Here is a 6,668-nt window from a genome sequence, read left to right as displayed (position 1 = left end):
GATCCTCGCGGCGCGTACGCAGGACGCGCCTCCGAACGAGGCTAATGAGGTGTTCCTGACGGCGATCCGTGGCGACCGCGTTTTCGTGATTGGCGCCAATGTCGAGCCGCCACTTGCGATCCCGGCCTGCACAAAGCCGCGCGAGGCCGCGGAGGCGAAGCTCTCGAAACAGGAGCGGGCGGAGATCAAGCCGGGCCCGCGCAACGCTGCGGTTCTGGAGCGGCTGATCAAACAGCGTGAGCAGATCGAAACCGACTTCAGGGATTGCTTCGCGGCACGCGCCCCGAAAGAAGCCGGTTTCGCCAAGGCGATCAGCCGCGCAAAGGAGTTGCTGGCTCGTCTTCCTGCGAACTGATCCTAGTCACATGGCGTCGCCGCGTCTGCGCCTAGACGGCGGGGAATATCGCCCATCGTCTCGAACCAGACCTGAGGGCCGCGCGCCTTCAGCGTGTCCGGATCGGCATAGCCCCAGGCAACGCCTCCAAATGCGATGCCGGCTGCATTCGCAGCGTCCATGTCGCGCATCTCGTCGCCGATCGCGATCGCTGCATCTGGCGCTATACCGGCGCGCTTCACCATCCGCCTGAACTTCGCGGTCTTTCCGAATAACGACGCGCCGCAGGCGAAGTCAGAAAAATACCTGGCATTGTCGCCGAGCTGCAGGCGGGCATTGGTCTCGCTGTCGGAACTGACGAGTGCGAGTCGCATTCCGTTGCGATGCAGAGACTGGAGCATGTCAGCCACGTCGGGAAACAAAGGTATCTCTGCGATATGCTCGCGCTTCATGCGCCGCATATGCGAGGCGATGCCCGGAATCTTCCAGAGCGGAACGTCGAGACGTTTGAGAATCTCCCGGGCTCCGGCGCGTCGCAGGGATGGAATGTCCGCTGCAGCCGTCTGCCTGAAACGGAAGTCGTGGGCGACGTCATTCAGCACCCGCAGGAACCACGGAAAGCTGTCGGCGAGTGTGCCGTCGAGATCGAAGATAGCGAGCGAATAGCGCCTTACGATTTGTCCCATCTGATCCGGAAATTGATCTTCTTGGCTGATTTGTCTGCGGAGGTGGTCGGTTTGTCGGCGGCAGCCGGGGTGGATTTTACGGGATCGGCACCCCGGTGGTCGCCGCGAAACGCATACCAACGCGCTGCGATTTCCCGCCGGAGCTCAGCCGGCGTTGCCGGAAGGATATCGTGGTGGATTCCAACCTGAATGAGATTGTCGCTCTTGGAGATGAACGTGTTGTCCCAGGCGCGGCCTGACAGCACGGGCGCCTCCGGCAGAATGTGGTCGTAATAGAAGTCGCGCGAGATCACAACAACCGTCAGATCCGTGAACGTCACTTTCAGTGGCGCATAGAGCGCGGGCCAGGTGCTCCGATCGATCGATTCGACGGCGCGGATTTCGTGCCACGGGATGAAGACATTTCCGACGGTCCGCAGCGTCAGCCCCTGCGGTGACAACTCGAGCAGCGGCTTTCCGGGATTGAAAAGGCGGAACTGGCAGACGAGGCACCACACCAAGCCGATCATGGCGATGATGACGCCGGACCACCATTGCCCTCGCAAGGTGTGCGGCAGTACCGTCAGCAGCAGTCCGGTCAGCGTGAATGCCGCGCCGAACGCCATGAACTTCCAGGTCGCTTTCTCGGTCGAATAGGTCCGCAGGCGGCGGGTGTCGACGGGGCTGTCCTTCAATGCGGCCACCTCCCTGTCCCGGCGAGAGCAGGATAAGTCGTTCCGGCGCCGGTAGGATAGCGTTGGGGGCAGCCGAAATCACTCGGTGGTGTCGTTGACGCGCGACTTCTGCAGGTGCGCATCAGCCGAAATCGTTTGGAATTTTCAGCATCTCGCCACAGGCCTTGCGAGGCCCGGCGCTGACACTTGCGCGCAAGATCATGTGGAACATGCGCGCGACCTGCGTGTTGTCGTGCAACTTCACCCCCACACAAGGGATGTCCCCACATGGCAAAAGCAAAGAAGGCAACCCGGACGGCGTCGCGGAGGACCTCCGGCAGCACGACGCGCACATCGGCGCGCAAGCCGACGGGTGCGCGCACGAAACGCGCTTCGTCGCGCAAGACCAGCACCAAGGGCCGCAGCGGCAGCAGCATGATGAGCGGGCTGCTCGATTTCGTGCCGACGAACTTCATGCAGAATATGCTGTCCTCGCAGACCAGCCGCATGATCATGGCCGAAGCGCTCGTCGCTGCTGCCGGTGCTGCTGCGGCGGTGCTTGCCGCCACGCGTACCGAGACCGGTCAGCGGGCCGGACGGGCAATGGCCGACAGCGGCGCGCTGATGAAGGAAGCCGCGGTGAGCGCTGCGGCTGCGGCGCGCGACGTGATCGCAAACGGCGCGACCGAGGCGATCGGATCCGCCGCGCGCTCGCTGATGGGCGCTGCGGAGGAAACCCAGCATGACCTTGCCGAGAAGGCGTTGCAGATGAAGCGCGAAGCCGCTGACGACGGTCACGACATGGCGGAGAATGCGCGCCGTTACCGGGAGCGGCCGCACTGATCGGCGTTCGCGCGACGGATAGACCGGCCGGGTAACGCACCAGCGTTGCCCGGCCATTTCCGTTCACGCACGCGCTTCGCCGCGCCGGTAGGGCAGGACGAACAGGGCGGCGACCGGGATGTGCAGCAGCACGCCGGCGATCAGCAGCCCCACCACCTGCCAACCCGTCAGCAGGCCGGCGGACACCTCGCGCGACAGCGCCCAGATGGTGAAGGGCAGGAACAGCACGATCGAGGTGACGAGGCCTGGATTGTAGCTGCGCAGGCGGAGCGCGCCGATGATGTGCGTGAGCGCGTTGACCAGCGTGCCGCCGATCCAGGCAAGGCCGAGCCAGCGCAGGGGTCCCGGGAACAGCGCGGCGAACAGGATCGGCAGCCAGACATAGCCGACATTGACGAGTGCGACGCCGCCTTCGGTCACCGGCCAGTCGTCGTTGCCGCTCTTGAACAGGCGCGCATTGGCGAACTGGCGGAAGCCGCCGGGCCACAAATGCTCCTCGATCTGATGGATCATGTAGATGATGAGCGCGGCCGCGAACAGCGCCTGCTCGGTCGTCGGCGTATTCCGGAACAGGATAAGCCAGACCACGATCCCGATTGCGATGAGGACGGGAAGGGCCTTCTGCCAGTCGGCAGAGATGAGATTGAGCGGGTGCATGCCGGATCATCCTGCGGGGCGGGGTGACGCACGCGACTCGACGTTTCCGCGAATCTAACACCGCGCCGGATGCGGCGGATACGCGCTTCCGCAGGGCTGAGCGGAAAAGTCGGGGGGTAGTTCTACGGATTGATCGGGAGCGAGCCGAGCGCGACATCTGGAGAAGGCGCTTCGCATACGCGACGCCGCCGAAGGACCGGACCCGATGCCGTCTGACACGCTGAAATACTGGCTCGCCGTCTCCGCGATCATGCTCGTTATGTGGGGCTATAGCGGCAAGGTCAGCACCGCGATCATGTTCGGTGTCGCGGCCGTGGGCGCCTTCATCTACTGGCAGGTCAGCGCGGCGCGCAGGAAGCGCGAGGCCGATGCGCATGAAGGGCGGCCGCGCGGCGCGTGACGCCCACGCCCGCACGACGAGCGGATCCCGAGCCGCAGCGGACACGCCGTCACGCAAGGCTGCGCTCCACCCGGTCGCGCCAGCGCTCCAGCGCCGCGAGCTCGTTCGCGCAGAATTCGATCATCTCGTCGTAGTGAAGCTTGTCGTCGCGCGCCTGTTCGAACGCGGCCATGAAGTCGAGCGCGTCCGATGGCACCAGCGCGAGACCGGTCTGGCATGTGCATCCACCGCCGCGACAGGCCTTCGCGCGCCTGCACGCCGTGCGCGGGCACAGCCGCCAGAGGCAATAGAGCGCGCTGACCCAGCGCGGCGTCGTGAGGCTGCCATCGTAGTAATGGCGTTCGGTCAGAGGGATCGGCTGCATTGCATGTCTCCTGTCTATGCGTCGTGCGGGAATGTGCGGAGCGGCGTAAAAGCCGGAAGCGGGCGTGCGTGATCGCCCCTTTGTTTACGGCGCGGGGTGCGCCTTCATCGCATCCCTTCGTGTGGCACACGAAGAGAGAGGGGACGGGGCACCGGATGGCGCACTGTCCTTCAGTCAAGCCGTGCTTCCTTGCGGAAACACGGGCGCCTTCCGGCGCTCCGTCGTGACGTCTGTGCGGCGCCGGGCCGCGCTTCGCATCTTCGCGCGTCCCGAAGGAGCGCAAAGCGTCAGCCGGCTCCCGGCAGAGGCTCATAGTGGCCTCGGGCGGAGCCCCGGCGCCGCCCGGGGCCGGCTTGCGAGGCCGGACGCGGGCGCCACACCTGACATTGCGTTCGCCATGAGCGTTCGCAACGTCAGCCCGATCAGGACCGGCATCGCCTAAGGGCGACGCCGAGCTCTTTCGGGCGATCCCACGCAAGCCGGAGCAACCGGTTTTGCGTCCCTCACGCGGGATCGGCGAATAGGACTATAATCAAGATTGGGAAGGCGGGGATAAGTTTTTGGTTTTGGCGGTCAGGCTACGCCCTGACGCGGGTGCCTGGCGATGTTATATGAAGGGCGACTGGAGATCAGGCGATGCACGAACGGATCGAGATGAACCCGCAGACCATGGGCGGCAAGCCGGTGATCCGCGGCACGCGCGTGCCGGTCGAGATGATCCTGCGCAAGCTTGGCGCCGGAATGACCGCGCCAGACATCATCGCCGATCATCCGCATCTGACGATCGATGATATTCGCGCCGCCCAGTCGTTTGCCGCCGACTACATCGCCGAAGACGAAGTCGTGCACGGCTGAAGATCGTGCGGTGGCTCGCTGACGAATGTGTCTCGGCACGTCTGGTCGAGCGACTGCGAAGCGCAGGTCACGATGTGGTCTACATTCTTGAAGCGGCTCCGGGCGCGACCGATCTCGAAGTCCTAGCGCTGGCTGATCGCGACAAACGTATTTTGCTGACGGACGATAAGGATTTTGGCGAGCTCGTTGTTCGACAACAGCACAGAATTCCTGCGCTGGTGCTGATGCGCACCGGAAGCGAGGACTATCTGCAGGCATGGCAGCGGCTCGAAGCCGCAATAGCGTTGTTCGGTGACGAATTGATGGGGCGCTATACAATTCTGGAAGCTGCTCGCGTGAGAAGCCGTCGGTTGCGGCGACACGACGATCAATAGTGAGCCCGTAGGGTGGGTGAGGCGCGCAGCGCCGTAACCCGCCTCATATCTCGCGATTGGTGGGTTACGCGCCGTTGGCGCTATCCACCCTAGCTTGCTGACACCGCTTTGGCGCTGCCAGCCGCAGGCTCTTACGCCGCGGCTCCGCTTGTCGCCTGCCGGAACGACACCAGCCGCCGGTTGTCTTCATCCCACAATGTCAGCCGCACGCAGCGCAGGCTGTCCAGCAAGGTTAGCCGGCCGATATCGCCAAGCTCGGGATGATCGCGCAGCACGCGCGGCAGCCGGTAATACGGAATGCGGCTGCACAGATGATGGACGTGATGGATGCCGATATTGGCGGTGAACCAGCGCAGCACCGGCGGCAGGTCGTAATGCGAGGAACCGTGCAGGGCGGCGTCATGCAGATCCCACTGCTCGCCGTCGTGCCAGGACGTCTCCTCGAACTGATGCTGGATGTAGAACAGCCAGACGCCGAGCGAGGCCGCGATCAGGATGATCGGCATATGCACGAGCAGAAACGCCTTGAGGCCGATGAACCAGATCAGCGTGCCGGCAATCAGTGCGATCGCGGCATTGGTCGCTTGGGTGCTGATCCATGGCACCCAGCCGCTACGCATCATGCCGACCGGCAGACGATGCTGCAGCACGAACAGATAGGCCGGGCCGATGCCGAACATCACCAGCGGGTGACGGTAGAGCCGGTATTTGATCCGGTCGAAGCGGGAGAGGCCGAGATATTCGCGCACGGTGAGGGTGTCGATGTCGCCAATGCCGCGGCGGTCGAGATTGCCGTGCGTGGCGTGATGCATGGAATGGGTGCGGCGCCAGAAATCATAGGGCGTCATGGTGAGGACGCCGATGATGCGGCCGGTCCAGTCGTTCAGCAGCTTGTGGCTAAAGAAGGCGCCGTGGCCGCAATCATGCTGGATCATGAACAGGCGCACCAGGAAGCCGGCGGCAGGAATGGCGATCAGCAGGGCCAGCCAATAGCCGACGAAATGCACCGCCGCCCACATCGCGGCCCAGAGCAGGGCGAGCGGCACGAAGGTGATGGCGAGCTCGATCATGCTGCGGGCGCTGTCCGGCTCGCGGTAGCGGTTGAGAATGCGGGTCCAGTTGCGCGCTTCGCCGATGTCGCGCGGGGAAGACATTTGCGCTGCAGGCGTGTCGCCGATCGCGTCCGCTGTGGTAATCAGGGTACCGGTGGTCTTCAGTTTATCGAGTTGAATCAAGGTTGTTCCGTTTCGGCCGGTGATCTTGACACCGGCAATGCGCCGCCCGCGCTTGTGTCGGATATGTCCGGTGGGCGCCTTAGCACAGCCGGACGCGAAGGGTAGCGAATTTCGGAGTTGAATTTTTTCGTACAGATGCACTGGACGAAGCAAAATACGGGCGCCTGGGCCACGACCATCGGATGTTGTAATCAATCCGGGCCACGCATCCGGCGGAAGCCGCCGAAGATGCGCGGGCCGGACGCCGGCTTTTCGGCGGCGGCTGTC

General features: G+C 64.1%; 10 protein-coding genes. 5 read left to right on the top strand and 5 right to left on the bottom strand.

All coding sequences use genetic code 11. The features are described from left to right. Positions 1–355, top strand: a 355-nt coding sequence (locus VNZ93_RS12930; protein ID WP_325705397.1) for a hypothetical protein, incomplete at its 5' end; no start/stop codon positions are given. A 2-nt stretch (positions 356–357) separates the two neighbouring features. On the opposite strand, the gene VNZ93_RS12925 is transcribed toward VNZ93_RS12930, so the two are convergent. Both VNZ93_RS12925 and VNZ93_RS12920 read right to left on the bottom strand, forming a co-directional pair. Beyond that, positions 358–1,020, bottom strand: a complete 663-nt coding sequence (locus tag VNZ93_RS12925) for an HAD-IA family hydrolase (RefSeq protein WP_325705394.1) — start codon at positions 1,018–1,020, stop codon at positions 358–360. Next, positions 1,005–1,703 (bottom strand): hypothetical protein, encoded by a 699-nt coding sequence (locus tag VNZ93_RS12920; RefSeq protein WP_325705391.1) that lies wholly within the window; start codon positions 1,701–1,703, stop codon positions 1,005–1,007. The genes VNZ93_RS12925 and VNZ93_RS12920 overlap by 16 nt, the downstream gene beginning before the upstream one ends. 258 nt (positions 1,704–1,961) lie before the next feature. Between VNZ93_RS12920 and VNZ93_RS12915 the strand changes: the two genes are divergently transcribed. Then, positions 1,962–2,516 carry a hypothetical protein gene (locus VNZ93_RS12915; protein ID WP_325705388.1) on the top strand — a complete coding sequence of 185 codons (555 nt, stop codon included), beginning with the start codon at positions 1,962–1,964 and terminating at the stop codon, positions 2,514–2,516. Between the two features lie 63 nt (positions 2,517–2,579). On the opposite strand, the gene VNZ93_RS12910 is transcribed toward VNZ93_RS12915, so the two are convergent. Then, positions 2,580–3,173, bottom strand: coding sequence for an HXXEE domain-containing protein (locus tag VNZ93_RS12910; RefSeq protein WP_325705385.1), 594 nt, complete (start codon positions 3,171–3,173; stop codon positions 2,580–2,582). A gap of 205 nt (positions 3,174–3,378) precedes the next feature. Between VNZ93_RS12910 and VNZ93_RS12905 the strand changes: the two genes are divergently transcribed. Beyond that, a complete protein-coding gene (locus VNZ93_RS12905) occupies positions 3,379–3,573 on the top strand; it encodes a hypothetical protein (protein WP_325705382.1) in 195 nt (64 codons plus the stop codon). A gap of 49 nt (positions 3,574–3,622) precedes the next feature. Here VNZ93_RS12905 and VNZ93_RS12900 read toward each other — a convergent pair whose 3' ends face one another. After that, positions 3,623–3,937: a hypothetical protein gene (locus tag VNZ93_RS12900; RefSeq protein WP_325705380.1), complete on the bottom strand. Its 315-nt coding sequence runs from the start codon at positions 3,935–3,937 to the stop codon at positions 3,623–3,625. Positions 3,938–4,573: 636 nt separating this feature from the next. Between VNZ93_RS12900 and VNZ93_RS12895 the strand changes: the two genes are divergently transcribed. Next, positions 4,574–4,792, top strand: a complete 219-nt coding sequence (locus VNZ93_RS12895) for a DUF433 domain-containing protein (RefSeq protein ID WP_325705377.1) — start codon at positions 4,574–4,576, stop codon at positions 4,790–4,792. A 5-nt stretch (positions 4,793–4,797) separates the two neighbouring features. Further along, entirely contained in the window at positions 4,798–5,166 is a 369-nt protein-coding gene (locus tag VNZ93_RS12890; protein ID WP_325705374.1) for a DUF5615 family PIN-like protein, read from the top strand. Positions 5,167–5,297: 131 nt separating this feature from the next. Here the strand turns inward: VNZ93_RS12890 and VNZ93_RS12885 are convergent, their stop codons facing one another. Further along, positions 5,298–6,320, bottom strand: a complete 1,023-nt coding sequence (locus VNZ93_RS12885; RefSeq protein ID WP_325705400.1) for a fatty acid desaturase — start codon at positions 6,318–6,320, stop codon at positions 5,298–5,300. Between the last annotated feature and the right edge of the window lie 348 nt (positions 6,321–6,668).

The sequence above is a fragment of the Pseudorhodoplanes sp. genome (assembly GCF_035565795.1).
Classification (GTDB): Bacteria; Pseudomonadota; Alphaproteobacteria; order Rhizobiales; family Xanthobacteraceae; genus Pseudorhodoplanes.
This window is presented reverse-complemented; position numbering and strand designations above follow the sequence as displayed.

Excerpts from the sequence above, each read along its gene's own strand:
- VNZ93_RS12925 (WP_325705394.1), bottom strand. The coding sequence starts at position 1,020 with ATGGGACAAATCGTAAGGCGCTATTCGCTCGCTATCTTCGATCTCGAC.
- VNZ93_RS12915 (WP_325705388.1), top strand. The coding sequence starts at position 1,962 with ATGGCAAAAGCAAAGAAGGCAACCCGGACGGCGTCGCGGAGGACCTCC.
- VNZ93_RS12910 (WP_325705385.1), bottom strand. The coding sequence starts at position 3,173 with ATGCACCCGCTCAATCTCATCTCTGCCGACTGGCAGAAGGCCCTTCCC.
- VNZ93_RS12905 (WP_325705382.1), top strand. The coding sequence starts at position 3,379 with ATGCCGTCTGACACGCTGAAATACTGGCTCGCCGTCTCCGCGATCATG.
- VNZ93_RS12900 (WP_325705380.1), bottom strand. The coding sequence starts at position 3,937 with ATGCAGCCGATCCCTCTGACCGAACGCCATTACTACGATGGCAGCCTC.
- VNZ93_RS12895 (WP_325705377.1), top strand. The coding sequence starts at position 4,574 with ATGCACGAACGGATCGAGATGAACCCGCAGACCATGGGCGGCAAGCCG.
- VNZ93_RS12885 (WP_325705400.1), bottom strand. The coding sequence starts at position 6,320 with ATGTCTTCCCCGCGCGACATCGGCGAAGCGCGCAACTGGACCCGCATT.